The organism is Pseudomonas proteolytica (assembly GCF_007858275.1).
GTDB lineage: Bacteria > Pseudomonadota > Gammaproteobacteria > Pseudomonadales > Pseudomonadaceae > Aquipseudomonas > Aquipseudomonas proteolytica.
In genome coordinates this window covers 91,349-116,248 of record NZ_VFEV01000008.1, presented here as the reverse complement: position 1 = coordinate 116,248, position 24,900 = coordinate 91,349, and the positions used below count along the sequence as shown (strand labels likewise).

At 59.4% G+C, this 24,900-nt stretch carries 29 protein-coding genes and 1 tRNA gene; 11 read left to right on the top strand and 19 right to left on the bottom strand.

Going from position 1 to position 24,900, the window contains the following annotated elements; all coding sequences use genetic code 11:
* Positions 1-68 precede the first annotated feature (68 nt).
* The 11 genes from FIV38_RS08115 to sctU all read left to right on the top strand — a co-directional run bounded on the left by FIV38_RS08115 (position 69) and on the right by sctU (position 10,283).
* A complete protein-coding gene (locus FIV38_RS08115; protein ID WP_092233494.1) occupies positions 69-1,160 on the top strand; it encodes an HrpJ domain-containing protein in 1,092 nt (363 codons plus the stop codon).
* Positions 1,157-3,253 (top strand): type III secretion system export apparatus subunit SctV, encoded by a 2,097-nt coding sequence (sctV, locus tag FIV38_RS08110; protein WP_092237305.1) that lies wholly within the window; start codon positions 1,157-1,159, stop codon positions 3,251-3,253. Before FIV38_RS08115 ends, sctV begins: the two co-directional genes overlap by 4 nt.
* A 69-nt stretch (positions 3,254-3,322) precedes the next feature.
* A complete protein-coding gene (locus FIV38_RS08105) occupies positions 3,323-4,228 on the top strand; it encodes an FHA domain-containing protein (RefSeq protein ID WP_092233497.1) in 906 nt (301 codons plus the stop codon).
* On the top strand, positions 4,225-5,583 hold the full coding sequence (locus tag FIV38_RS08100; protein ID WP_092233499.1) for a FliI/YscN family ATPase: 1,359 nt from the start codon (positions 4,225-4,227) through the stop codon (positions 5,581-5,583). The genes FIV38_RS08105 and FIV38_RS08100 overlap by 4 nt, the downstream gene beginning before the upstream one ends.
* A complete protein-coding gene (gene sctO / locus FIV38_RS08095; protein ID WP_092233501.1) occupies positions 5,570-5,995 on the top strand; it encodes a type III secretion system stalk subunit SctO in 426 nt (141 codons plus the stop codon). The genes FIV38_RS08100 and sctO overlap by 14 nt, the downstream gene beginning before the upstream one ends.
* Positions 5,992-6,450 carry a type III secretion system HrpP C-terminal domain-containing protein gene (locus FIV38_RS08090; RefSeq protein ID WP_029295726.1) on the top strand — a complete coding sequence of 153 codons (459 nt, stop codon included), beginning with the start codon at positions 5,992-5,994 and terminating at the stop codon, positions 6,448-6,450. Before sctO ends, FIV38_RS08090 begins: the two co-directional genes overlap by 4 nt.
* A complete protein-coding gene (locus FIV38_RS08085; RefSeq protein ID WP_092233504.1) occupies positions 6,447-7,469 on the top strand; it encodes a FliM/FliN family flagellar motor switch protein in 1,023 nt (340 codons plus the stop codon). The genes FIV38_RS08090 and FIV38_RS08085 overlap by 4 nt, the downstream gene beginning before the upstream one ends.
* Positions 7,466-8,119, top strand: a complete 654-nt coding sequence (sctR, locus tag FIV38_RS08080; RefSeq protein WP_029295721.1) for a type III secretion system export apparatus subunit SctR — start codon at positions 7,466-7,468, stop codon at positions 8,117-8,119. Before FIV38_RS08085 ends, sctR begins: the two co-directional genes overlap by 4 nt.
* Before the next feature lie 7 nt (positions 8,120-8,126).
* Positions 8,127-8,390: a type III secretion system export apparatus subunit SctS gene (gene sctS / locus FIV38_RS08075; protein ID WP_029295719.1), complete on the top strand. Its 264-nt coding sequence runs from the start codon at positions 8,127-8,129 to the stop codon at positions 8,388-8,390.
* A 10-nt stretch (positions 8,391-8,400) separates the two neighbouring features.
* A complete protein-coding gene (sctT, locus tag FIV38_RS08070; RefSeq protein ID WP_070996751.1) occupies positions 8,401-9,189 on the top strand; it encodes a type III secretion system export apparatus subunit SctT in 789 nt (262 codons plus the stop codon).
* Entirely contained in the window at positions 9,186-10,283 is a 1,098-nt protein-coding gene (sctU, locus tag FIV38_RS08065; protein WP_092233506.1) for a type III secretion system export apparatus subunit SctU, read from the top strand. The genes sctT and sctU overlap by 4 nt, the downstream gene beginning before the upstream one ends.
* Here the strand turns inward: sctU and FIV38_RS08060 are convergent.
* From FIV38_RS08060 to FIV38_RS07970, 19 genes are all read right to left on the bottom strand, one after another.
* Positions 10,280-10,591 (bottom strand): transcriptional regulator, encoded by a 312-nt coding sequence (locus FIV38_RS08060; RefSeq protein ID WP_236299118.1) that lies wholly within the window; start codon positions 10,589-10,591, stop codon positions 10,280-10,282. The genes sctU and FIV38_RS08060 overlap by 4 nt on opposite strands.
* A gap of 56 nt (positions 10,592-10,647) precedes the next feature.
* Complete coding sequence (hrpT, locus tag FIV38_RS30295) at positions 10,648-10,851, bottom strand: HrpT family type III secretion system protein (protein WP_092233512.1); 204 nt, start codon at positions 10,849-10,851, stop codon at positions 10,648-10,650.
* Positions 10,848-12,989, bottom strand: coding sequence for a type III secretion system outer membrane ring subunit SctC (gene sctC / locus FIV38_RS08050; protein ID WP_092233515.1), 2,142 nt, complete (start codon positions 12,987-12,989; stop codon positions 10,848-10,850). Before sctC ends, hrpT begins: the two co-directional genes overlap by 4 nt.
* A 14-nt stretch (positions 12,990-13,003) precedes the next feature.
* Positions 13,004-13,396, bottom strand: a complete 393-nt coding sequence (locus FIV38_RS08045; protein ID WP_092233518.1) for a type III secretion protein — start codon at positions 13,394-13,396, stop codon at positions 13,004-13,006.
* 1 nt (position 13,397) lies between these two features.
* Complete coding sequence (locus FIV38_RS08040) at positions 13,398-13,616, bottom strand: hypothetical protein (RefSeq protein ID WP_029295703.1); 219 nt, start codon at positions 13,614-13,616, stop codon at positions 13,398-13,400.
* 96 nt (positions 13,617-13,712) lie between these two features.
* Positions 13,713-14,303, bottom strand: a complete 591-nt coding sequence (gene sctL / locus FIV38_RS08035) for a type III secretion system stator protein SctL (protein ID WP_070996761.1) — start codon at positions 14,301-14,303, stop codon at positions 13,713-13,715.
* A gap of 5 nt (positions 14,304-14,308) precedes the next feature.
* Entirely contained in the window at positions 14,309-14,866 is a 558-nt protein-coding gene (locus FIV38_RS08030) for a type III secretion protein (RefSeq protein ID WP_092233522.1), read from the bottom strand.
* Positions 14,859-15,650 carry a type III secretion system inner membrane ring lipoprotein SctJ gene (gene sctJ, locus FIV38_RS08025; RefSeq protein WP_029295697.1) on the bottom strand — a complete coding sequence of 264 codons (792 nt, stop codon included), beginning with the start codon at positions 15,648-15,650 and terminating at the stop codon, positions 14,859-14,861. The genes FIV38_RS08030 and sctJ overlap by 8 nt, the downstream gene beginning before the upstream one ends.
* A gap of 6 nt (positions 15,651-15,656) precedes the next feature.
* Positions 15,657-15,860: a type III secretion system rspB gene (locus tag FIV38_RS08020; RefSeq protein WP_224791186.1), complete on the bottom strand. Its 204-nt coding sequence runs from the start codon at positions 15,858-15,860 to the stop codon at positions 15,657-15,659.
* Positions 15,861-16,144: 284 nt separating this feature from the next.
* On the bottom strand, positions 16,145-16,345 hold the full coding sequence (locus tag FIV38_RS08015; RefSeq protein WP_139273549.1) for a hypothetical protein: 201 nt from the start codon (positions 16,343-16,345) through the stop codon (positions 16,145-16,147).
* A 189-nt stretch (positions 16,346-16,534) separates the two neighbouring features.
* Positions 16,535-17,458, bottom strand: a complete 924-nt coding sequence (locus FIV38_RS08010; protein ID WP_029295693.1) for a sigma-54-dependent Fis family transcriptional regulator — start codon at positions 17,456-17,458, stop codon at positions 16,535-16,537.
* A gap of 407 nt (positions 17,459-17,865) precedes the next feature.
* Positions 17,866-18,966 carry a redox-regulated ATPase YchF gene (gene ychF, locus FIV38_RS08005; RefSeq protein ID WP_029295691.1) on the bottom strand — a complete coding sequence of 367 codons (1,101 nt, stop codon included), beginning with the start codon at positions 18,964-18,966 and terminating at the stop codon, positions 17,866-17,868.
* A 22-nt stretch (positions 18,967-18,988) separates the two neighbouring features.
* Positions 18,989-19,573 carry an aminoacyl-tRNA hydrolase gene (gene pth, locus FIV38_RS08000; RefSeq protein WP_003208389.1) on the bottom strand — a complete coding sequence of 195 codons (585 nt, stop codon included), beginning with the start codon at positions 19,571-19,573 and terminating at the stop codon, positions 18,989-18,991.
* A 168-nt stretch (positions 19,574-19,741) separates the two neighbouring features.
* The gene (locus tag FIV38_RS07995) at positions 19,742-20,347 is read right to left on the bottom strand and encodes a 50S ribosomal protein L25/general stress protein Ctc (RefSeq protein ID WP_029295688.1); all 606 of its coding nucleotides are present in this window, start codon (positions 20,345-20,347) and stop codon (positions 19,742-19,744) included.
* 138 nt (positions 20,348-20,485) lie between these two features.
* Entirely contained in the window at positions 20,486-21,427 is a 942-nt protein-coding gene (locus FIV38_RS07990; protein WP_003171603.1) for a ribose-phosphate pyrophosphokinase, read from the bottom strand.
* Between the two features lie 45 nt (positions 21,428-21,472).
* Positions 21,473-21,547 (bottom strand) — tRNA-Gln (locus FIV38_RS07985).
* 36 nt (positions 21,548-21,583) lie between these two features.
* Positions 21,584-22,432, bottom strand: a complete 849-nt coding sequence (gene ispE, locus FIV38_RS07980) for a 4-(cytidine 5'-diphospho)-2-C-methyl-D-erythritol kinase (RefSeq protein WP_092233525.1) — start codon at positions 22,430-22,432, stop codon at positions 21,584-21,586.
* Between the two features lies 1 nt (position 22,433).
* Positions 22,434-23,051 carry a lipoprotein insertase outer membrane protein LolB gene (gene lolB, locus FIV38_RS07975; protein ID WP_092233529.1) on the bottom strand — a complete coding sequence of 206 codons (618 nt, stop codon included), beginning with the start codon at positions 23,049-23,051 and terminating at the stop codon, positions 22,434-22,436.
* A gap of 4 nt (positions 23,052-23,055) precedes the next feature.
* A complete protein-coding gene (locus FIV38_RS07970; protein WP_092233532.1) occupies positions 23,056-24,780 on the bottom strand; it encodes a tetratricopeptide repeat protein in 1,725 nt (574 codons plus the stop codon).
* Positions 24,781-24,900: the final 120 nt, after the last annotated feature.

Below are 24,900 nucleotides of genomic sequence, written 5' to 3'. Positions count from 1 at the left end.
CATGAAGATGGAACCGGATCGGGCCTTCCAGCCACACAAGGATACGAATCTCTTGCTATGGCATTTCCATGAAAGTCGATCCCAACCTAGATGTGCAAAATTCCGCGCACCTGAATCAACCGGCACCGGCACGGATTGAAAGTGGGCTGTCTTCGCCGATAAGCGCCCCCGTTGCGGACGATCTCAGTGTGCTGTTCAGCCAAGAGGTCGAACTCAACGCCCGGGCGTTGGGGCAGCGCCAACTAGGCTTGCGCATCCCGGCGGTCGAGCAACTGACCCAGCTCTATGAGCAATTGGGTCACCCGGCCCAGGCGAAAATGGCGACCATCGCCCGCAATGTCAGGGTCCAGCTGCTGCTCGGTGGCGGGGTCGGCAAGATGATGGACATCACCGGCAACGACCCCGCGCGGGCCTATGTGGTGCTCAAGCACGTGGCGCTGCAGGCGGATGCCGAGGGCCGCACCGCAGAGGCGAGCCTGGCGCGCACTTCCCTGGCTGGCCTGGAGGCCGATTACAAGCCACAGATCCAGGCGGGGCTGAATACCGCGTTGGCGCTGCAGGCGGGCACGGATGACCCGCAGCTGCGCCAGGCTGTACGCAGCATGTATTACACCAGCGTGGTCACGAGCCAATCGCTGGCGACCCTGATGCAATCATTGCTGGGGCTGTTCGGTGAAGGGGACTTTGCGTCCGGGTTGAAGCTGATACGCCGGGCCCTGGCCGATGATGTTGCGGCACAGACCTCGTCGGTCGACCGGGGCCAGTTGCGAACCTTGCTGCTGGGCCTCAACGATTGCAGTCGATTGAGTGGTGTGCTCGCGCGCTGCAAGGCGTTGATCGGGCAATCCCTGCTTCTGTACCCCGAACTGCAGCTGGATCCGGTGGGCTTGTTGCAACGCTTGCTGGGGTATGCGGCCGGTGGTCTTTCCTCCCAGGAAATCAAACACCTGGCCCGGGATTTGGGCGGCAGTCAGCTGGCTCATCAGTTGAGTGGCCTCAGTGCCTTTTTCCCGGAACTCAAGGCCCTGCCCCTGGCCTGGTGGTGTGATGCAAGACGGCGCGAAGAAGCGTTGAACAGCTACAAGCACGTGCTGCTTGAATACGCCGCGCAGGAGCGTGGCTCGCGCCATACCCACACGTGGCCGGGATTGAAGGCATGAGTGCGTTGCGGGCAATCAATGCGTTGCTGCTGAAGGTTGCACAACGCGCCGAGGTGCTGGGCGCGGTGGTGGTCATGGCCATCGTGTTTATCTTTATCGTGCCGTTGCCCACCTGGCTGGTGGATATCCTGATTGCCCTCAATATTTGTATTTCGTGCCTGTTGATCGTGCTGGCGTTGTATTTGCCGGGGCCGCTAGCCTTTTCTTCGTTTCCATCGATTCTGCTGTTGACCACGATGTTTCGCCTGGCGTTGTCGATTGCGACCACACGCCTGATCCTGCTGGAGCAGGACGCCGGTGACATTGTCGAGGCGTTCGGCAACTTTGTGGTGGGCGGCAATCTGGCGGTGGGGTTGGTGATCTTCATGATCCTGACCCTGGTCAACTTCCTGGTCATTACCAAGGGCTCGGAACGGGTCGCGGAAGTGGCTGCACGCTTTAGCCTGGACGCGATGCCCGGCAAGCAAATGTCCATCGACAGCGACCTGCGTGCCGGGCTGATCGACGGCAACCAGGCCCGGGACAAGCGTGAGCAGCTGTCGCGTGAAAGCCAGCTGTTCGGGGCCATGGACGGCGCGATGAAGTTCGTCAAGGGAGACGCCATCGCGGGGTTGATCATTGTGGTGATCAACTTGCTGGGTGGTTTTGCCACCGGCATGTTCCAGCATGGCATGAGCGCCGGCGACTCCATGGCGTTGTACTCGGTATTGACCATTGGTGATGGCCTGATCGCGCAGATTCCGGCCCTGCTGATCTCGCTGACTGCCGGCATGATTATCACCCGTGTGGCCCCGTCCGGGCGCAGCAAGGGCAGCAACAACATGGGCGCCGAAATTGCCCGGCAAATGACCAGTGAACCCAAGAGCTGGATGATCGCTTCGGTCGGCATGCTTGCTTTTGCGGCGTTGCCGGGGATGCCCACGGTGGTGTTTATCCTGATTTCGCTGATGACTGGCAGCCTGGGTTATTACCTGATGCGCCAGCGCCAGCGTGAGGAAAAATCACAGGAGCCGGTTACCGATACCGTCCCGCCTGAGCAAAACGGGGTGGAGGACCTGCGCGGTTTTGATCCGTCGCGCCCCTACCTGTTGCAGTTTCCGCTGGCCCTGCAGAACAGCCCGCTGGTGACGGAGGTCATCCACGGCGTGCGCCAGAGCCGCAACAGCCTGGTGACCCAGATTGGCTTGACGTTACCGCCATTTGAAGTCGAGTTTGCGCCGGCGTTGGCCGACGATGAATTTCGCTTCTGCGTGCACGAAGTGCCCCTGTTGAAGGCCACGCTCGGTGACTGGGTTGGCGTGGAGCTTGCGGCACTGGCAGCGGATCCAGAAAGCGGGAGCAGGGGCCTGGCCGAGCGCGATGAACAGGACTGGGTGTGGTTTGCGCCCGACGACCCTGTGCTTGCCGATGAACACTTGGCGCGCTCGACGGCGTACAGCCTGCTTCAGGAGCGGATGACCCGGGCCATGTTGCTCAGCGGCCCGCAGTTCCTCGGCATCCAGGAGAGCAAGGCGATTCTCAGTTGGCTGGAGTTCAATCAGCCGGAGCTGGTGCAGGAACTGCAACGGATCATGCCGCTTTCGCGGTTCTCATCGGTGTTGCAGCGCCTGGCCGGCGAAGGCGTACCGCTGCGGGCCGTGCGGCTGATTGTCGAGGCCCTGATCGAACACGGTCAGCATGAACGTGAACCGGAAGCCCTGACCGACTATGCGCGCATTGCCCTCAAGTCGCAGATTCTTCACCAGTACAGCGAAGCCGACGGCCTGCATGCCTGGCTGTTGTCGCCCCACACCGAAAACGTGTTGCGCGATGCCCTGCGCCAGACCCAGACGGGTGTGTTCTTTTCCCTGGATAACGAAAGCAGTGCGGCGCTGGTCAGCCTGCTCAAGCAAGCCTTTGTCGTGCGCCCCAAGAGCAAAAGTGTGCTGCTGGTTGCACAGGATTTGCGCAGTCCCATGCGCACCTTGCTGTTGGAAGAGTTCAACCATGTACCGGTCCTGTCGTTCGCCGAGCTCAGCGCTTCGTCCAAGGTCAAGGTGTCGGGGCGCTTTGATCTTGCCCAGGACAATCTGTTGCGCGAGGAGGTGGCATGAGCACGTCTGGGGTGGTTGTGCAGGCTGTTGAACACGTCACTGTCATTGCAACGTTCATGAGGCCTGGCGATGTTTGAGCTACGTGTGCTTGATGGTTCGCGCCAGGGCGCGGCGTTGCCGTTGTTCGGCGGGCAATGGAGTATTGGTGCGCATCCGGATGCCGACCTTTCGCTGTATGACGAAGGGATTGCCGAGCGCCATGTGCTGCTGCGATGTATTGAGCAGCACTGGTCGGTCCAGGCTCAAGAAGGGTTGGTGCGGGCCAGTGACGGTCAGCTCCTGGCACAGATTGCCGACCTGGCACTGGGCGTTCCTTTTGCCCTGGGCAATGTTCGACTGTGCGTCACCCTGGCCGATCAGCCCTGGCCGCAAGCCCCGGCTGCCATGCCCATCGCGCCAGCGGCCAGGTCGGTGAATGAGGCTGCACCGGCGCTGATGTTGTCGTCGATATCCGGGGCGCAGCAGAAGCGCCTGATCAGCCTGGTGCTGGTGATCGCAGCCATCATCATGGTGGTGGGCCTGGCGACCACTGGAGAGCATGAGGCCCAGGCGTCGTTGATGGCCGCGCCAACTCAGAAAAACGAGCTGGGTTCGGCCTACGAAGTACGCCAGCAACTGCTGAAAATGCTCAACGAACGTGAACTGGGCAATCGCATCCGCCTGCAGGTGATCAATGACCAGGTGACATTGGAAGGGGACGTGGCCCAGGAAGAGATGGGATTGGTGTCGCGCATGCTCAATCGTTTTGGTGAGCAGTTCGATACGTCTGTGCCAGTGATCAGCCGGGTCAAGGAGCGTAGCACGGCACTCCCTTTCAAGATTCTGCAGATCGTCGGCGGGCCCAATGGCCATGTGGTCCTGGATGAAGGCAATCGGCTGTTTGTGGGAGACGAAGTGGATGGCTTGCGATTGGTCCTGATCGATAACACCAAGGTGGTGTTCGACGGCGTACAGCGTTATGAGGTGCGTTGGTGAGTGCCGACCTGCAGGCGCGCCTGGAGGCCTGGCAGCAGGACCGGGCGCAGGCGCTGGCCAGCTTTGCGCCGGTCTCGGTGCGCGGGCGTATCCAGCGCGTCAACGGCATGTTGCTGCAATGCCGTTTGCCCCAGGCGCGTATCGGTGATTTGTGCCAGGTTGAAAAGTCCACCGGCGATTACATGCTGGCCGAGATCATCGGTTTCGATCAGCAGGATGCGGTGCTCAGTGCCCTGGGCAATCTTGAAGGCGTGCGGGTGGGCGCCAGTGTCGAACAGTTGGGCGTCTCGCACCGGGTACGCGTCAGTGATGAACTGTTGGGCCAGGTGCTGGATGGCTTTGGGCGCCCGATTACGGGGGAGGGCGCCAGCGCCTTCGTCGAGGCGCACGCCGATGACACCAGCCTGGTGTTGTGCGAGGCGCCCTTGCCCACCGAGCGGCCGCGTATCCACCGGGCACTGGCCACCGGGGTGCGCTCGATCGATGGTCTGTTGACCCTGGGCGAAGGCCAGCGCGTTGGTTTGTTTGCGGGCGCCGGTTGTGGCAAGACCACCTTGCTCGCGGAGATCGCGCGTAACGTTGACTGTGATGTGATTGTGTTCGGCCTGATTGGTGAGCGTGGCCGCGAGCTGCGCGAGTTTCTCGATCACGAACTGGACGATCAACTGCGCGCCAAGGCGGTGCTGGTGTGCGCGACGTCCGACCGCTCAAGCATGGAGCGCGCCCGCGCCGCCTTCACCGCCACGGCATTGGCTGAAGGCTATCGACGCCAGGGCAAACGGGTCCTGCTGCTGATCGACTCCCTGACCCGTTTTGCCCGGGCCCAGCGTGAAATCGGCCTGGCCGCTGGCGAACCGCTGGGGCGTGGCGGTCTGCCGCCTTCGGTATACAGCTTGCTGCCACGTCTGGTGGAACGTGCCGGGTTGACCCGCGAAGGGGTGATCACGGCGATCTACACCGTACTTATCGAGCAGGACTCCATGAGCGATCCGGTGGCCGATGAAGTGCGCTCGCTGCTTGATGGCCATATCGTCTTGTCGCGCAAACTGGCCGAGCGCGGCCACTACCCGGCGGTGGATGTGCTGGCCAGCCTGTCGCGGATTCTGAGCAACGTCGCCGAGCCCGCGCACATCCAGGCCGGCACCGCGCTGCGCCGCTTGTTATCGGCGTATCAGCAGATTGAGTTGATGCTCAAGTTGGGCGAGTACCAACCGGGCAGCGATGCCCTGACTGATATGGCGGTGGACAGTCGCCAGGCGGTAGACGGCTTTCTGCGCCAGGACTTGCGCGAACCCGCGCCGATGCCGTTGACACTCGAGCAACTGATGAGCCTGACCACCCATGTCCCTTTCTGAAATCGACACCTTGCGGCGACTACGTCGGCATCGGGCAGACCGCGCCGAGCGCGCGTTGCGTGAAGCCAAGCGGCATCAGCAAGCCCTGTTGGTGCAAATCCAGCAGGCACAGGCGGCGCTTGAGCAAACGCGCCTGCAGGAGATCGAGAAAACCGCCGAGTTGCTGGATAAGCATCAAGGCCAGGTGCTCTCGTTGCAGCAACTCAAGGCCTGGAGCCTCCAAGAGCGCACCTTGTCCGCTGGGACCCGGCGCGAAGAAGGCCAGTTGGGTCAATTGCATGACCAGCGGGAGGAGCACGTGGTGCAGATCGCCAGCGCGCAGAAACAGGTGAGCCAATGCTTGCGAGAGGTCGAGAAACTCCAGGAGTTGTCGGTTTTATTGAGGCAGGAAGAGGTACAGGAAGAACTATGACCCAAGTCCAAGCAAGCAAACCTGAACGCCCGCGCCCGCGCGATCCACGAGCGGAACAGGAGCCTCAACCGTCGGGGGTCGTACCTTGGGAGCAGGGGCGGTTATTTGCGCAACTGCTGGACAGTGATGGCGAGGGGGCAGGCTACGGCACCTCGGCAACGGCCGCCGGGGTGGCGGGCGATTCCTTGATGATCGAGGCGATGACGGCGCAATTGGCCCCCCGGATTCATGGCAGCGCGCAATGGCCGCTGCAGGCGGTACTTTACTTGCCGCGCCTGGGGCGGATCAGCGCCAGTGTGCGCCGTGAGCAGGGGCTGTGGAACATCGAGCTGGCGGCCGAGCAGGAGCTTGCCGCGCGTTGGCTGGGCGGTGTGCGCGAGCGCTGTGAGGAGCGTCTGGCCGATGCCCTGGGCGCGCCTGTCGCGTTACACCTGGTCCATGTGGGCGCGGCATGATCATGCCGGCACTCGCGATTCCCTTGGTCAAAAGCGCCACGGTTGCGGCACGCCTGCGCCTGGGGCGGGGCCTGCGTATGCCGTTTCAGGTCACAGGCCAGCACGGTGAGCTGCTGCTTGAGCCTGGTCGTGCGCCCAGGAGTGCCGCGCCTCTGTATTTCGAAACCGCCTGTGGGCTGTTGGCTTTCAGCGAGCCAGGGCCGATGTTCAGTCTTCTGGGGGAGTGCCCGGTGACGCTGGCCGAGGCCGGCAATGATCCGGATTCCTGGTTCTGGGAACTGTTCCAGCACCACTTGAGCCCTCAGGTACGCGCGTTGTTTGGTTATCTGCGGCTGCGGGCCTCCCCTGGAAAACTGAATTTCGGCTGCCGGCTCACGGTGACATTGGGTGCCTCCAGGGTGGTGGGCTACCTGTTGCTGGCTCCCGAAAGTCTGTTGGCATTGTGTGATGCGGGGCGCTGGCAACCCACGGCCCAGCCATTACCGCCCTCGTTTCAACTGACGATTGCCGCGACGTTGGGGCGTTTGAAGCTGCCCCTGAGCCAAGTTCGCGGCCTGCGTGCCGGTGATGTGGTGATGCTGGAGCAGGCTTTTTTTGATGTGCATGGCAATGGCCATTTACGGATTGGCAAGCATCGCCTGCATGGGCGCATTGACGATGAATCAGGGCCAATGGGCCTGACACTTATATCTACTGAGGAAACGTCTGTGGACGAGGATCTTTCAGCACAACACTACTCGGGGTATGAAGAGCATGACCTTGATGAACCCGTGGTGGATGTTTTTGGCCATGAGCCTTTCGATGAGTTGAGCATGGCCTTGAATGTGCGCTGTGGCACCCTGAACCTGACGCTCGGGGAACTGCGCAACCTTGCGCCCGGTGCGGTGTTGAGCATCGCGGGCTACGCCCCCGGCATGGCGGGGCTCTACTATGGCGATCGGCCGATTGGCCAGGGCCAGTTGGTGGAGATGGACGGACGCCTGGGCTTGCAGCTGTCCCGTGTGATTTTTGCGCGATGACGTTCCAGGGGGTCGAGCCCGTAATCCTCGCGTTATTCATCGGCGCACTGGCCTTGATGCCGATGCTGTTGATCGTCTGCACGGCCTTTCTGAAAATTATCATCGTGCTGATGATCACCCGTAACGCCATCGGCGTGCAGCAGGTGCCGCCGAGCATGGCGCTCAACGGCATCGCCCTGGCGGCGACCCTGTTTATCATGGCGCCGGTAGGGTATGCCATCGCCCAGAACGTCAAGCAAGCCCCGGTGGACTTGAGCAGCGTGCAACGCTTCCAGGAAACGGGGCTGGTGGCCATCGAGCCGCTGCGCCTGTTCATGACCCGCAATACCGACCCGGACGTCCTCACGCACCTGCTGGAAAACACCGCACGCATGTGGCCGCCGGAAATGGCGCAGAACGCCCAGCGCGACGACCTCATCTTGCTGATTCCGGCCTACGTGATTTCACAATTGCAGGCGGGGTTCGAAATCGGTTTCCTGATCTATATCCCCTTTATCGTCATCGACCTGATTGTCTCCAACCTGCTGCTGGCCCTGGGCATGCAGATGGTCTCGCCGATGACCATTTCCCTGCCCCTCAAGTTGCTGCTGTTCGTCTTGGTTTCCGGTTGGTCGCGGCTGCTCGACAGTCTGTTCCTTTCTTATCTGTGAGTGACCTATGGAACCGATCGTACTGTTCAAGCAAGGCATGCTGTTGGTGGTGGTGCTCTCGGCGCCGCCGCTGATTGTCGCGGTGATCGTCGGGGTGCTGACCTCCCTGGTGCAGGCCCTGATGCAGGTACAGGACCAGACATTGCCCTTTGGCATCAAGCTGGTGGCCGTCGGCATCACCCTGATCCTGACCGGGCGCTGGATTGGCGTGGAGTTGATTCAACTGATCAACATGACATTCGACATGATTGCCCGCTCGGCACTGAACTGAGGCACACGCATTGCTCCTTTACCTTGAGTTCTTGCCCAGCCTGTTGATCAGCATGGCGCGCATCTACCCGTGCATGTTCCTGGTGCCGGCCTTCTGTTTCCAGCATGTGCGCGGGATGACCCGGCACACGATCGTGATGGTCGTGGCCCTGTTTCCCACACCCGGCATTCATGCCGCATTGATGGGCAAGGACTACTCCGCATTGATGCTGGGCGGGCTGGTGCTCAAGGAGGCGGCCCTGGGGTTCTTGCTCGGGGTTTTGCTGTTCATGCCGTTCTGGATGTTCGAGTCGGTAGGCGCGTTGCTCGATAACCAGCGTGGCGCCCTGGCGGGCGGGCAACTCAACCCTTCGCTGGGGCCGGATGCGACACCGGTCGGGCACCTGTTCAAGCAGTTGGCGATTTTTCTGCTGATCTCGACCCTTGGGTTGGGCGTGCTGACGCAAGTGATCTGGGACAGCTACCTGATCTGGCCACCCACGGCGTGGGTGCCGCTGCCGGCGGTCAATGGCTTCAGCGAGTTCCTTGGCCTGCTCGGCGATACCTTCGTGCACATGATGCTCTACGCGGCGCCGTTTATTGCGGTGCTGTTGCTGCTGGAGTTCGGTTTCGCCTTGCTCGGGCTCTACAGTCCGCAGCTACAGGTGTCCACCCTGGCCATGCCGGCCAAGAGCCTGGCGGGCCTGGCTTTCCTGTTGCTGTACTTTGCCCTGTTGGAGGATTTGATCGTCGGGCGCATGGGCTTGCTGACGGACCTCAAGCATGCTCTTGGCCTGATGGTTCGGGGCCCGGGGCAATGAGTGACTCCGGCGAGAAAAAACACGCGGCGAGCCCCAAGAAACTCAAGGACCAACGCAAGAAAGGCCAGGTTGCCCAAAGCCAGGACGTGGCCAAACTGTTGGTGCTCACCGCGATCAGCGAGATCGCTCTGTTCACCGCCGAAACCAGCCTGCAGCGCTTCCAGCAGATGATGGCATTGCCTTTTGCGCGCCTCGGCCAGCCGTTTGTGCGCGCCCTGGAAGAAGTGCTGATGGATGGCCTGGTGGTGTTTTTTTCGTTCGGCCTGTTGATGTGCGGGGTGGCGATCGCGGTGAAGCTGATAAGCAGCTGGATGCAGTTCGGCTTGTTGTTCGCCCCGGAAAGCCTGAAGCCGGACTTCAATCGCCTCAACCCGCTCAGCCAGCTCAAGCAAATGTTCTCTGCGCAGTCGGTGATCAATCTCTTGATGGGACTGGGCAAGGCGTTGTTGCTCTCGCTGATCCTCTATGTGGTGATCACCCCCTCGCTACAGGTGCTGATCGACCTGGCCACCAGCGATCTGCAAAGCTACATCGTGGCGCTGATCGCCCTGTTCCGCCACTTGCTGCATGCCTGCCTGGGGCTGCTGCTGGTGCTCGCGCTGATCGACTGGAGCATGCAGAAGTATTTCTTTGCCAAGCGCATGCGCATGACCCAGGTGGAGGTGGTCAAGGAGTACAAGGACATGGAGGGCGACCCTCACGTCAAGGGCCAGCGTCGCTCCCTGGCCTACCAACTCGCCCAGGAAGAGCCAAAGGTCAAGCTGCCCAAGCTGGAAGAGTCCGACATGCTGGTGGTCAACCCGACACACTTTGCCGTGGCGCTGTACTACCGGCCCGGCAAAACGCCGCTGCCGATGTTGGTCGACAAAGGCACAGACGCCCAGGCGCGCCAGTTGATTGGCCGGGCCAAGGCCGCCGACGTGCCGGTGATCCAGTGTGTGTGGCTGGCGCGCATGCTGTATGAGCGAAAGCTGGGGGCGCCGATTCCACGGGAGAGTTTGCAGGCGGTAGCGCTGATCTATCGCACCCTGCGTGAGCTGGATGATGAATCCAAGCGCCAGACCCTTGAGTTACCGGAGCTTGCGCGCCGCTAGGGCGCGCGTTGTACATCCAGGGTTTCGAGCTTGGCCAGTGAGAGCAGGCGGCTGACGATGTCATCGAGCGGCTGGCCGTTGGGCACCAGCGCATGCCAGATCACCAGGTTGCCCTTGGCATCGAGGTACAGAAAGCATCCATCGAACACCATGGCGTGGACAAAGCGCCGCTCCAGCACCCGCTGCACCTGGCCGGCCTGCAGCGCCTCAGGTGCAATCTGCAGGGCCAGGCCGGGTTTCTGGCCGGCGCTCAACCGGCACAGGCTGATGCCCGGGCACAACGTGTGGTGAGCGACGTCGCCGCTCATCAGTTTGTCCAGAGGCACCTGGCGAGGCGCATCAGTGTCGGGTAAGCCCATGGCGGTCACTGTTCCAACGAGATCGTCTGATAGTCCGCCCTTTCGCCTGATGGGCCGGGTTCGACGCGCATTTGCGGCGGCCACCAGACCACCAGCTTGCTAGCGCTCGATTGCGGCCGGGAGCAGGAGTTGCCTTTGCACGTCGGGGTACAGCCGGCCATAAGCAGCACTAGGCCCAGGAGGGTGATGCAGGAGAGTCGCTGTTTCATGGCGCGGTCTTCCGTGTTGGCGTGAGCAGGGAGGGGCGGGTTACACCGATATGTTCATCCTTCACCACCGGGCGCATGGCGATGAACACCTCCGCCTCTTCACCCGGCTTGAGCCAGGCCCGTGGCCAGACGCTGACGGCCAGGGTCTGGGAATTGCTGCATTCGTTCTCGTCAATGCGCACGTTGCGATTGAACTGATTGCGCATCACCACCACCGCCACGTTGAACTGCGGGCCGGCGTACCACTGGCTGCGTTCGGTGTTGAGCGCCAGCAGGTCACGGGTTTTGCACAAGGTGTCCAGGCCCAGCGGCATGGGGGCGGCTTTGAAGGCGTCAGGTACTTGCCCGGTGACGAGGTGGGCGAGGGCGCTGGTGATCGCGCTGCGCTTGATCACCGGCGGGTGCTCGGCATAGCGCCTGGCCAACGGTTTGAGGGCCGCCTGCAGTTCTACCTGGTCGTCCGGTGGCAAGTAGCGTGACGGGTCGGCCTGGTCGCCGATAACGCGAGGGGTGAGGATAAACAGGCGTTCACGTCGGTTGTTCTGCCGCTCGGTGGAAGAGAACAGTGCCTTGCCCAGCAACGGTATATCGCCCAGCAACGGCACCTTGCTTCTTTTATCGGTGCTTTCGGTGACATGGAACCCGCCGACCACCAGCGAACGTTTTTCCGCCATCACCGCCTGGGTGCTGACTTTGCCCCGGCGTACATCGGGGCCTATGCGTTCGGGGTTGGACTCGTCGAAGTTGCCGTCTTCGATATCCACCGCCAGATGGACCTGGTGCCTGCCACGGGTGGTAATGACCCGTGGCACCACCTGGAAACTGGTGCCCACGGTGATCGGCAGGATGGTCGCGTTTTCGACGCCGGCCGTCAGGTATTGAGTGCGGTTGAAGTCAATCACCGCAGGTTGGTTTTCCAGGGTCAGCACCGAAGGGTTGGACACCATGGTCGCCAGGCCCTTGGCCTCCAGGGCCCGTACATCGGCGTAGAAACGGTCGCGCTTTTCGATCGACAGTTGCGCCGATGTCCCAGGCGCCATGTTCACACCGCCGAGAAAGCGGCTGTTCTGAAAACCCCAGTTGACCCCGAACTCTTGCAGTTGGGTGCGCTCGATATCCAGGATGATTGCGTCGATCTCCACCAGTTTGCGTGCCACATCGAGTTGGGCGATCAGCTCGCGGTACATTGCCTGGCGCTCTGGCAAGTCATAGATCAAGACGGCGTTGTTGCGCACATCCGCCTCGACCCGAATTCGCCCTCTTGCAGTGGGGGCTCTGGAGGTGAGCGACATGCCGGGCTCCGTCTGCCCCAGGGGCGCCTGTGCGCCGAGCAACTGGTTCAGCATCGGGTTGCCCAGCCGGGGAAGGATCGGGGTGATGGGCGAGGGCTGCGCTGCCGAGGCCGGGCGTGGGCTCATCGACGACAGGACAGAGTTGTCCCGGGGCTCCAACAGCCCGCGTAGCATGCTGGCAACACCCGCGATGACCAGCTTTTCTCCGCGATAATCAATCGGGCGGTCCGCCGCGTTGGCGAATCTCAGCGGGAACGTCAGCACGCTCTGTTTTTCATCGGGGGATTTTCGCTGGCTGCTGAATTGCCTGATCTGTTCGATGTAACGCTTGGGGCCGGATATCAGCACCACGCCATCGTCAGGGAGTTCCCCCCAACCGAAACGGTTGTCGAGCAGGCCAATGTCAGTCAATGCCTGCTTGAGGTCCGCAACGGTTTGCGATGAGACCTCCAGGCGCGCGGACTGCTGCTGGTCCAGGGTGCTGATGTACAGCATGTTGTTGTACATGTACCACTGGAAGCGATGCTCTACTGCCAGCCGGTCAAGCAACGACTGCGGGGTATTGGCGCGTATCTTGCCGTTGACGGTGCCTTCCAGGTGGCCGTCGAATTGAATCTGCGTGCCAAAGGTCTGGGCGAAATCCTCCAGCACCTCACGCACCTGCTTGTGGTCAGCCTCATAGGCGTAGGCGGTATTTTTCCATTCGGCGGGGATCGCGGCGAGCGAGCTTTGCATGGGCAAAAGCAACCAGGGCAGTACCAGCAGGTAGCGCCAATGAGGGCCTTTTTGAAGGGCCGCGGGCGAGACGGAGCGCAAGCGGGAGCGCTCGTGATTCTTGTTGGGCATGGGGTGTTCTCTGATTAGTGCGGCAGCGAGCGCAGTGACGTGGGTTGGAACCGTGGGGCCTGTTTTGCAAGGCGCGTAATCATTGCGCGCCAGGTATCGCGCTGGTTGAGCAGGGCTTGGAGACTGTCCAGCAAAGGCTTCTCGCTGGTGCTTTGCTGTAGACACTGAGTCAACCAGAGCGCACCCGTTGCAGGCGCCTGTGCGAGTGCACCTTGAAAGTGACTCAGGCTTGCGTTACCCAGGAGCATCCAGGTGTTGAGCTGTGATTTGTCAGGGCGGCCCTGGGTCAGTTGGACCTGCAACAAGAGGGTGTCAGGGCCGTGGCGCAGGAGTATTTCGTCATTGTCTTCGATCAGCCTTAATTCTTCGGCGCGGCTGTTCAACCAGTTGGTAATGAGCGCCTTCACGTTATTGTCCGCTGTCCAGGCCGGACTTCAGTAGCATATGCCTGGCCCTGATATGTTCAGTGAAGGCGTATTCGGATTTACGGTTGGTCATCACCAGTTCATAGAACAAGTCCATGTCCGCCTCGGATCCAGAGTTCTGCTCCATCAAGTCGCTGACATCGTTTCTGCTGCGCTTCGCATCGCTAAGAAGTTGCTCTCTGTAACCTGAGTAGTAGTTCATGGATTTGCTCCTTTTTTGTGTTTCCTCTCTGTGGTTTTGTATGTCGAATTGGTTCCATGTGTAGCCGTTTATTTGGCGCGTGTGCGTGGTGGAAAATCAGGCATCCAACCGCTTGCTGCCTGGCTCTAGAAAGGTGTCGCGCATGGCGGCCCAATCAATGCAAAAGTCGCCCTCTTCGGTTTGTAACAGCAACGTCTGGGGTTTGACGGTATCGTCGGCGCGTAGCGCCCAGAGCGTGGTGTTGTGGTCGGCGAGAGCCTGGCGTGCGGCCTCCAGCTCCTGGGGATGGCATAGCAATGCCGCCTTGACCATCGGCATCTGGCTGGCCATCAACTGTCTGACCAACGCGGCCATGCGTTGTGGCAGGGGCGTATCTTCCAGCAGCAGACGAATCGCCTGGTTGGCGATTGAAGAGGCATATCGTTCAAGGTTGTCGTACATCGCCTGGCGTTCGCCTTCCCAGCGTTTGAACTGCGCGTCGGCACGCCGCCAGATTTCAAGGCCGGCCTGCTCCAGCAGCTTTTCCCGCTGCTTTTCTGCCCGCTTCAGCAATTGCCTGGCCTGGGCCTTGGCATGCTCCAGTGTGTTGTGGGCATGGGCGTAATTGGCCAGGGTTTCGCGGGGGATCAGGGTTTCGGCAAAGGCGGTGGAGCCTTTGGGCAAGTCGATTTTATGTCGGCAAAACATCGTGTTCAGTCTCCATGGTCCTTGGCGCAAGGTGCTTGAGCGTCGCTGTGGATTGTCGCAATACGCCAGACCACGGCATGCCAAAGGGTATCGAGGCGGCTGTAGGAGTCCCCAAGCGAAAGGGCTTTTTTTTCCAGTTCCAGAACGCGCTGGCGAGGGAATCTCAACCTGATGCGTTGCCAGGTGGCGGGGCTGACCCAGGTGCGTAGCAGCTGCAAGGGGTCCTCATCGGGCTGCAGCATATCTGGGGGCAATGCCTTGGACAGTCTGTTGCACCACTGGTGGAGGTTTTCATTCAACGCGCTTGCGTAGGCCGGGCGACACGCGCTGTCAATCAACGCCAGCACCAGGTCCAGTTGCTCCGGCGAGGCGAGCGCCAGTTGCAGCAATGTGGGCTGAGGCGTGGGCGGCAGGCAGGGCGTGATCCCATAGAGTCTGGCTACCCACAGGTGTCGACTGTGACCAAGCGCAGTCAGTGCTGCGTGCTCATCAACCGTTCTCCAGCCTTCGCGTGAATGCAGCCAGGGGGTTGCCCACCACTGGACCCATGCCAGGTTACTCATCGTGCGAGGATGGCCCGGCCGTTTGGGCATGCGGCAGCGCTCGCTGGCCCCTGATCCGCCAGAATGTCACGGCGATAATGAGCACCACTAAAACGATCATGGTGAAGGTGACGCTGGCCCGCCAAAAGCCAATGTCATCGCCTGGCACCAGGAACGGACCGAAATAGGCCAGGCGTTGCTGCTCCAGATAGGCCGTTGCGGGAACGAATACCACCGTCAGTTTTTGCGGATTTTCGACGGCGTTGGTCATGCCAGGAATACTGCTGGAGACCATCCGGCGCACACGGGCCTGGATGTTGTCGGGGTCAAGCCTGGGATCGTGCTTGATGAACACGGACGCGGAGGCCGGTTGTACCGGTTCGCCCGGTGCAACACGCTCGGGCAACACTACGTGTACGCGGGCGACAATCACGCCGTCGATGTTCGATAACGTGGTTTCCAGTTCCTGGGACAAGGCATAGATATAGCGCGCGCGCTCCTCAAGCGGAGTTGAGATAACCCCTTCCTTGCGAAAGGTGTCGCCCAGGGTGGCGCGGGCGGTCTTGGGCAATCCAACGGCTTCCAGGGTGCGTACGGCCCGCCCGATATCGGAGGCGTTGACCACGACGACCACACCGTCTTTGGCGGGGACTTTGGTGGCGCGTATATGCTTGTCTGCCAACTCCGCGATGACTTCATTGGCTTCCTGCTCGGAGAGTTGGCGGTGAAGTTCGACGCGGTCACTGCAGGCATTGAGCATGAATGACAACACTAGCGTTAACGTAATAAACCGTAGGCGAGTCATTTTTATCTACTGAAGGTTGCAGATTTTATCGATGCCTTGTGCGGTTTTACCGACACTTTTAACGAGCATTTGCGTCAGCAATAACGTATCGGACAGTTGCTCAGGATACTTTCGCGCTTCATCAAACTTATTCTCGCTGCTCAAGGCTCGCAGACTTTTGGTCATGCGCTGGGTGACAGAAGTCAGCCGCTCGGATGCTTCGGACAGCATGCTCTGTGGCGTCGTGTAATTGCTCCCTGGGCTGGGCTGGGCTGACGAGTCCATGATTGAGGCGAAATAATTGACATCGGTGTGGGAGATCGAGGACTCCTGTGCGCTGGAGGACCCATTGAGATCCTCATGTTCAGCAGAGCGTACTCTTCCTATAAACATATGGCGCCTATTACGTAAGTATCGCGGGGAGGGTTTGTTATTGATGAGGCCATTCGTTGTTAGATTGGCGAAGTGACCTTCCCGCCACCCAGTGGCAGGAAGGTCAGAGAGGGCCAGGCTGATTACAAACGGAGTGCGTCAGACGCGGTTTTGATGCCTGCGGTATTTTGGTTTACCGCAGTTTTCCATGCGTTTTTCACACCGTCAGCCCTCTTTTTCGCTTCTGCGGCTTCAAGGCCTGCGTCTGCCTGCTCTGCACTCATACCACCAGCGCTGCTACCGTAAGGGTTGGAGCCGGAAGAGCCAACTGAACCAATACTCATATTGTTTACTCCGTATTTAACGTTGATTTCACTGGACTAGCGATGCTGAGAGACGCATTTATCACATGCAGTTTCGCCGTTCCATAATTTATGTGGCGCAGGAAATGTATGCGTTCCAATTGTGTCTACAGGGTATGTTTCAAAAGATGTAATTTTTCAGTTCGTTGCCAGATCTTTATAGTGCGCAAGTTATGTCAGTGATATTTCCAGTTGCTTCATTCGGTAATAGAGGGTGCGCTTGGGCACGCCTAACTCGATGGCGACGCCATCAACATTATGGGCATGTCGGTTCAGCGACTCTTCAATCAGAACTTTCTCGATTTGCTGTAAACGTTCCTTGAGCGGCATCTCCCAGTCCTGGCGTTCTTTTACCGCAGCACAGAGGGGAGGGAGCCCCAGGACGAAACGCTTGGCTGTCGAGCGCAGTTCGCGCACATTCCCTGACCAGGGATGGCAAAGCAATTGTGAAAGCAGAGCGTTGGGAGGCGAGGGTGCTGGGCACTTGAAGTACTCAGCCTCCTGCCGGATCATTTTCACGAACAGCGGGATGATGCGCTCTGGTTGCTGCCTGAGTGGCGCCAGGTTGATGTTGACCACATTCAGGCGAAAGTACAGGTCGCGCCTGAAGGCCCCTTGAGCGACCATCTCATGCAAGGACTGCTGGGCAGAGGCAATGACGCGCATGTCTACGGGGATAAACCGGGTCGAGCCCAAGCGTTCGACGCCACGGGACTCCAATACCCGGAGCAACTTGGCTTGCAGGGGAAGCGGCATGCTGTCTATTTCGTCCAGGTACAACGTGCCCAGGTGCGCAGCTTCGACAGAACCTGCACGCGATTGCATGGCCCCGGTGTAGGCGCCGCTGTTGACTCCAAAGAGCTGGCTTTCGGCAAGGCTCTCCGGTATCGCCGCACAGTTGACCGCGACGAAGTTCCCCCGTCGTCCTGACAGGCAATGAATACGTTGCGCTAAAGTGTCCTTGCCGGTGCCTGTTTCCCCAAGCAGCAGAATGTCGATGTTGAGCGCGGCAGTGTTATTGATGGTTGTTTCTATGTCTGGGCAATCATTGAACGGGGTGTCTGTTTCAACTTCACTTTGATAGGAGGCCGACATGTTGCTATTGCTCCAATTCCATTAGAGTTGTCGCGTCACTATTGTTTGATTTTTCTAGTGATAGGGATCAGTAGACCGGAAAATGCCCATGATGTCATTGCGAAAGGATGTTGGGATTGTTCACTGTTTCGCCGGCGTTGTTAAAGAACTTGAATTGGAAAAATATTCAAGTTTTTGTAGGAGTGGTATTTGCTGTAGCGCGTAGGAGCAATCCTAAATATTTTATGATTGTTATTTAATTGGCGGGCTGCGCGCTTGAAGTGTCAGTTTTCTGCTCTGCCTGTTCATGTTATTAAAATACATAACAGTGTCTTAATATTTCCCCCGCTGGAAAGTCCCTGGTGTAAATGAAGCGCCCACAAAAAAGCCGATGCAGGGCATCGGCTTTTTTGTGGGCGGCAGGAGCGTTACACGTTGAATCGGAAGTGCATTACATCGCCATCTTTGACGATGTATTCCTTGCCTTCCAGGCGCCATTTACCGGCTTCCTTGGCCCCGGCTTCACCCTTGAACTGGATGAAGTCGTTGTAGGCGATCACTTCGGCGCGGATAAAGCCTTTTTCGAAGTCGGTGTGGATCACGCCGGCAGCCTGTGGCGCGGTGGCGCCGACCTTGACGGTCCAGGCGCGGACTTCTTCGACACCAGCGGTGAAGTAGGTCTGCAGGTGCAGCATTTCGTAGCCTGCACGGATCACACGGTTCAGGCCGGGCTCTTCCAGGCCCAGGGCCTCGAGGAACATGTCTTTTTCTTCGCCGTCTTCCAGTTCGGCGATTTCCGCTTCGATCTTGTTGCACACCGGAACAACCATTGCGCCTTCTTCTTCGGCAATGGCCAGGACCACGTCGAGCAGCGGGTTGTTCTCGAAGCCGTCTTCAGCCACGTTGGCGATGTACATCACAGGCTTGGTGGTCAGCAGGTGGAAGCCCTTGATCACGGCCTTTTCGTCGACGCTCATGTTCTTCATCAGGCTGCGTGCAGGCTTGCCCAGGGTGAAGTGAGCAATCAGTTGCTCGAGCAGGGCCTTCTGCACCACGGCGTCCTTGTCACCGCCTTTGGCATTGCGCGTAACCTTTTGCAGTTGCTTCTCGCAGCTGTCGAGGTCGGCGAAGATCAGTTCCAGGTCGATGATCTCGATGTCGCGTTTCGGGTCGACGCTGTTGGAGACGTGAATCACGTTCTCGTCTTCAAAGCAGCGGACCACGTGAGCGATGGCATCGGTCTCACGGATGTTGGCCAGGAACTTGTTGCCCAAGCCTTCACCTTTCGACGCACCGGCTACCAGGCCTGCGATGTCTACGAACTCCATGGTGGTCGGCAGGATGCGCTTGGGATTGACGATGGCGGCCAGGGCCTCCAGGCGCGGATCGGGCATCGGCACGATACCGGTGTTGGGTTCGATGGTGCAGAAGGGGAAGTTCTCCGCCGCAATACCGGACTTGGTCAGGGCGTTGAACAGGGTGGACTTGCCGACGTTAGGTAGGCCGACGATGCCGCAATTGAATCCCATGGTGTTTCCCCTCGGAAAAAAGTCAGGCCTTCTGGCTGTGCAGGTTTTTCATCGCACGGTTCCATTCACCGGCGAAGATATCCGGCAGCACGCCGAGGGCAAAATCGATGCTGGCATCGAGTTTTTCCTGTTCGGCGCGTGGCGCACGACCCAGGACGAAATTTGAAACCATACTGGCAACGCCTGGGTGGCCAATGCCGAGCCGCAGACGGTAAAAGGTATTCTGATTGCCCAACTGCGCAATGATGTCGCGCAGGCCATTATGACCGCCATGGCCGCCGCCTTGCTTGAGCTTGGCAACGCCGGGTGGCAGGTCCAGTTCGTCATGGGCCACCAGGATTTCTTCGGGTTTGATCCGGAAGAACCCCGCAAGCGCCGCGACAGCCTGGCCGCTGCGGTTCATGTAGGTGGTGGGAATCAGCAGACGAACATCCTGACCCTGATGCGAGAAGCGTCCGGTCAGGCCAAAATATTTGCGATCGGCCACAAGATTGACGCCTTGGGCGTGGGCGATGCGCTCAACAAAAAGGGCCCCCGCGTTATGCCGGGTCTGTTCGTATTCGGCGCCTGGATTTCCCAGGCCAACGATCAGTTTGATGGCAGTCACGACAGGGGCCCTTCCTTTGGAGTTGTGGATAACATCGCCGCAACCTCGTTGCGGCGAAAGTGGACGACAGGAGCTCACTTATCCAGAGATAAACTTCGCGTTATCGCCCGCTTTCTCGCTACGTTTCGGTCCGCGATGTTTCCTCAAGCTCCGACGCTGCAGAGAGTATTACTCGGCAGCGGTTTCGCCAGCTTCATCTTCTGCTACAACACGTGGCGCGTGGACGTTGGCAACAGCCTTGTCGTCGTTGTGAGCCAGTGCAACGAACTCAACGCCTTTAGGGGCCTTGAGGTCGGACAGGTGAATGATGGTGCCGATTTCAGCAGCCGACAGGTCGACTTCGATGAACTCAGGCAGATCTTTCGGCAGGCAGCTTACTTCCAGCTCGGTAGTGGTGTGGGAAACAACGCCACCTTTCTTGACCGGAGCTTCTTCACCGACAAAGTGCACAGGCACGATAGCGGTCAGTTTCTGACCAGCAACAACGCGTACGAAGTCAGCGTGCAGTACGTGACCTTTGGCCGGATGGCGTTGCAGAGCCTTGATGATAACGTTCTGCTTTTTGCCGCCAACGTTCAGTTCGATAACGTGGCTGTAGGCAGCATCGTTTTCGAGCAGTTTGGCAACTTCTTTAGCCAGCATGCTGATGGATTCAGGGGCTTTTTCGCCACCGTAAACTACAGCTGGAACCAGGCTTGCGAGACGACGCAGGCGGCGGCTCGCACCTTTCCCCAGGTCGGAACGCAGTTCAGCATTCAAAGTAAAATCGTTCATGTTGTATCTCCAAAATAACCACATTCGCCCCAGCGTTTGCGACCAGCGCTAAAGGCGATATGGGCAAAAAAGCCCCGCCCCAGCATGGTGCTGGGGCGGGGCGCTTTTCGTCAGATTGATGCCACCAAGGTTTGACCCTTAGCGGAACATCGCACTGATCGATTCTTCATTGCTGATGCGGCGAACCGCCTCAGCAACAACCGGTGCGATATCCAGTTGACGGATACGCGCACAGGCTTGAGCAGCGGCGGACAACGGGATGGTGTTGGTCACCACCAGTTCGTCCAGCACGGAATTCTCGATGTTCTCGATCGCTCGGCCCGACAGCACAGGGTGCGTGCAGTAGGCGAAGACTTTAGCCGCACCGTGCTCTTTCAAGGCTTTAGCCGCGTGGCACAGGGTGCCGGCGGTATCGACCATGTCATCGACCAGAATACAGGTACGCCCTTCGACATCACCGATGATATGCATCACTTCAGAGTGATTGGCTTTCTCACGGCGTTTGTCGATGATCCCGAGGTCCACGCCCAGGGATTTGGCAACAGCCCGTGCACGCACGACGCCACCAATGTCCGGGGACACGATCATCAGGTTTTCAAAGCGCTGGTCTTCGATGTCATCCACCAGAACGGGGGAGCCGTAGATGTTATCTACCGGAATATCGAAGAACCCCTGGATTTGGTCAGCGTGCAGGTCAACCGTGAGAACACGATCGATACCTACCACGGTCAGCATGTCAGCGACGACTTTCGCGCTGATAGCCACACGTGCGGAACGCGGACGGCGATCCTGACGGGCATAACCAAAGTAAGGGATTACAGCTGTGATTCGAGTCGCTGAGGAGCGGCGGAAGGCATCAGCCATCACGACGAGTTCCATCAGGTTATCGTTGGTCGGAGCGCAAGTCGGCTGAATAATGAAAACATCTTTACCGCGGACATTTTCATTGATCTCGGCTGTAATCTCGCCGTCGGAAAATTTACCGACTGAGATGTCACCGAGAGGGATATGCAGCTGACGTACAACACGCCGAGCCAGATCGGGGTTAGCGTTCCCCGTAAAGACCATCATCTTGGACACGCGCAGTACCTAGAGGCTGAGGGTAACCTGGATGAGTATAGAAAATGGCAGGGGCGGCTGGATTCGAACCAACGCATGGCAGGATCAAAACCTGCTGCCTTACCGCTTGGCGACGCCCCTGTATCTGTTGCAACGAGTACCCAGTACTCGGTTCCTTTAGAGCAGACTTTGCAGCTTGCGATGCAACATCGAAACGTTGCTTCCCTTTGCTACAAACCCTGTAAGGGTCTCTGTAAGAAGGGCCGAGACTTTATCAGCTTCAGCTTTGTTTGGGAAGCCCCCAAACACACAACTTCCAGTTCCGGTGAGTTTTGCTTCGGTAAATTTACCTAACAAATTCAATGCGTTACGTACATCTGGATAACGCCTTGCTACCACCGGTAAGCAGTCATTTCGACTGTTTCCCTTGGGAACGGGGCGCACTTTAATGGGAGAAGAGTTACGTGTCAACAACGGATCTGAAAAAATTTCTGCTGTACTTACAGATACTTGCGGAACAAGCACGACATACCACGGCTCTTCGGGGTCTACGGGGGTGAGTTTTTCCCCCACACCCTCAGCAAATGCGGCGTGCCCACGCACAAAAACCGGGACGTCGGCGCCCAGTGTCAGGCCCAGCGCGGCCAGGCGATCTTCATCCCAGCCCAGTTGCCACAAGTGATTAAGACCGAGCAGGGTGGTTGCGGCATTCGAGCTGCCACCGCCGATGCCGCCGCCCATTGGCAGGATTTTATCGATCCAGATATCAATACCCAGCGAACAGCCGGATTGTTCCTGGAGCTTTTTTGCCGCCTTCACGATCAGATTGCTGTCATGGGGCACATCGGCAAATTCGGTGTGCAGTTGAATCACCCCATCGTCGCGTACGGCGAAGGTCATCTCATCGCCGTAGTCGAGAAATTGAAACAGCGTCTGCAACTCGTGATAGCCGTCTTCACGACGACCGAGGATGTGCAGCATCAAATTGAGCTTGGCCGGGGAGGGCAGGGTCAGGCGTTCGGTCATGTCACTGCCCCAGCTTGCGCGGTTGCCAGTCCTTGATCACCAGCGTGACGTCAAGGTTGCTGCCGTGCAGCTTGATGCGCTCGGGCAGCCAATAGCCGCTTTGCTCCACATAACTGAGGTACTCAACCTGCCAGCCATCCTGTTCCAGGGTGGCCAGGCGGCTATCGCCATTGAGGCTCAAGCGGCTCTTGCTGTCAGGCGCGGGCAGGCCGCGAACCCACCAGACCAGGTGCGAGACCGGCAGCTTCCAGCCGACCTGCTCTTCAAGCAACGCCTCCGGTGATGGCGCTTCATAGCGGCCCTGGTTGGCCACTTCGAGGCTCACTTGCCCCGGTCGCCCGGTCAGGCGTGCAGCGCCACGGCCCAGGGGGCCAGAGAGGCGGATGTCGTAATAATCCTGGCGTTGCAGCCAGAACAAGGTGCCGCTGCCCGAATCCTTCGGTGCACGCACGCCGATCTTGCCTTCGATCTGCCAGCCATCAATGCTGCTGAGCTGATCCTTGTGCTGGCGCCATTGCGCCGGGTTGCCCTGGCCTTCGACGGATTCACGGGCACCGAAGCCCGCACAACCGGCGAGCAGGGCGATAAAACTGAAAATGATGGCGTGGCGCAAAAACATAGAATTAAAGAGTCTCGGATCCGGTCAGGCGCTTGATGGTGCTGCGCAGGATAGGGCTGTCGGGTTGTTCCTTGAGGAACTTGGCCCAGATTTGTCGGGCTTCGCGTTGGTTGCCCTTGGCCCAGAGCACTTCGCCCAGGTGTGCGGCCACTTCCTGGTCGGGGAAACGCTCCAGGGCTTGGCGCAGCAGGCGTTCGGCTTCGTCGAGGTTGCCCAGGCGGTAATTCACCCAGCCCAGGCTGTCCAGCACTGCCGGGTCTTCCGGGTTGAGCTGGTGCGCCTGTTCGATCAGGACCTTGGCCTCGGCATAGCGCGTTGTACGGTCTGACAAGGTGTAGCCCAGGGCGTTCAGTGCCATGGCATTGTCCGGGTCGCGCTTGATGATCAGGCGCAGGTCCTTTTCCATCTGCGCCAGGTCATTGCGTTTCTCGGCCTGCATGGCGCGGGTGTACAGCAAGTTCAGGTCGTCGGGGTATTGCAGCAGGGCCTGGGCGAGGATTTTCCAGGCGCGCTCCCCCTGATTGTTGGCCGACAAGGTCTCGGCCTGGATCAGATACAGCTGGATGGCATAGTCCGGCTCGGCATCGCGGGCAGCGGCCAGGCGTTTTTCGGCTTCGTCGGTGCGGCCGTTGTTCATCAGGATATCGGCCTGGCGCAGTTGCGCCGGCAGGTAGTCGTTGCCGGGGCCGACCTGGGCGTACTCGATCAGCGCGCCTTGCGGGTCATCCCGTTCCTCGGCGATGCGCCCCAGGTTCAGGTGGGCCGAGTCGACGTGGCTTTCCCGGGCGATCAGTTCTTCCAGGTAACCCTTGGCCTCTTCCCAGGCCTTGGCTTCCAGGCAGACCAGCGCCAGGGAGTAACGTAGTTCGTCATCATCCGGGTATTGCTGGACCAGGCTGGCGAACTCCACCTTGGCGTCTTCCATGCGGTCCTGTTCCACCAACATGCGCGCGTAAGTCAGGCGCAGGCGCTTGTCGTCCGGATACTTCTTGATGCTCTTTTGCAGCAGCGGCAAGGCTTCCTTGCCCCGGTTGAGGCTTTGCAGCAGGCGTGCGCGCAACAGCAGCGGGGCTATTTCACCTTCTTCCGGCGGGTTTTGCTCCAGCAGCTTGAGGGCGGCTTGCGGTTCGTCATCCTGTTGCAACAACAGCGCCTTGCCAAATACCAACTGGCCGTTGCTCGGGTGCTTTTGCAGCAGGCGGTCGAAACTCTTCATCAGGCCATCGCGGGTGTCCTGGTCGGTATCGGCCGCGGAGAGGGCGAGGAAGTCAAAGTGGGTATCGCCCTTGCCCTGCAAGACTTTCTCCATGTAGACCATGGAGTCGTCGTACCGCCCGGCCCGCGCCAGCTGGATCGCCGCGGCGCGCTGGGCCTCCAGGTCGTCCGGGGCGTTTTTCGCCCAGATCAACGCGGTATCCAGGGCTGCCTGGTCGGCGCCCAGGTATTCGGCGATGCGAAACGCTCGCTCGGAGATCCCCGGGTCCTGGGTGTTGATGGCCTGGGTCACGTAGTTATCCAGAGCAATGTCGAAACGATTGCGCTGGCCGGCGAGCTCCGCGCTCAGCAGGCTGAACACCGTTTCTTCGCTGAACGAGGAATAAACCTTGGGCTTTTCAGGGGCGGGGGCGCTGTCTTCCACCGGCGCAGGACTCTGCGACGATACGGGGGCCATGGACTGGCAGCCCCCGAGGAAGGCAAGGGCAAGGAGCAACGCGGAAGATCTATTCATATAGGAAGAGGACGACTAACCTGCGGTCGGATCATCATGACACAAGCCCTCGGCCAAACATAACCGGGGCACTCGTATTGCCTTAAATGCCTTCTATGTAGCAGCGAGCTTGCTCGCGAA